Source organism: Agromyces humi (genome assembly GCF_009720255.1).
In the GTDB taxonomy this organism is placed as follows: domain Bacteria; phylum Actinomycetota; class Actinomycetes; order Actinomycetales; family Microbacteriaceae; genus Agromyces; species Agromyces humi.
The window spans coordinates 1-671 of record NZ_WJSP02000738.1 but is presented as its reverse complement, the minus strand read 5'-3'; the positions used below and the strand labels follow the sequence as shown (position 1 = coordinate 671).

Annotated in this window: 2 protein-coding genes; both read left to right on the top strand. The window is 74.2% G+C overall.

Annotation, left to right across the window (positions count from 1 at the left end; all coding sequences use genetic code 11):
* The coding region (locus GH736_RS23895; RefSeq protein WP_159607584.1) for a GNAT family N-acetyltransferase at positions 1 to 308 on the top strand (308 nt) is incomplete at its 5' end.
* Positions 305 to 671: FAD-dependent oxidoreductase (locus GH736_RS23890; protein ID WP_159607582.1), on the top strand; the 367-nt coding region annotated here is incomplete at its 3' end. The genes GH736_RS23895 and GH736_RS23890, both read left to right, overlap by 4 nt.

Sequence of the window (671 nt, the reverse complement as noted above, 5' to 3'; positions counted from 1 at the left end):
GCGAGCTCGACTTCCGCCTGCTCGCGGTCGACCCGTCGGCGCGTGGACGCGGGGTCGGCGCACTCCTCACCCGCCACGTGATCGAGCTCGCGCGGCTGCGCGGCCTCGACCGGGTCGTGATGAACAGCGGCCCGCAGATGGTCGGAGCGCACGCCCTCTACGCGAAGCTCGGGTTCTCCCGCCTGCACGACCGCGAGCGCGAGATCGTCGACGGCGGCCGCACGTTCCGCCTGCTCGCGTTCACGATCGACGTGGCGCCGTCGTCCCCGTCGCGGCAGCGCGCCGACGAGCTCGGCATCGCCTCATGAGGGCGCTCGACACCGACGTCGTCGTCATCGGCGGGGGAGCGATGGGCTCGTCCGCCGCATGGAACCTCGCGCGTCGCGGCCGCCAGGTCACCCTGCTCGAGCGCTTCGCCCCCGGCCACCGGCACGGCGCGTCGCACGGTGCCTCGCGCAACTTCAACCTCGCCTACGCCGAGCCCACCCACGTCGCCATGCTCCTCGAGTCGCAGCTCGCCTGGCGCGAGCTCGAGGCCGAGACGGGCACGGCCATCCTCGACCAGGTCGGTCTCGTCGACCACGGCCACAACCCCGCCCACGACGACGTGCGCGCCGCGCTCGCCACCGTCGGCATCCCCAGCGAGTCCGTGCCGGCCGACGAGGCGGGGC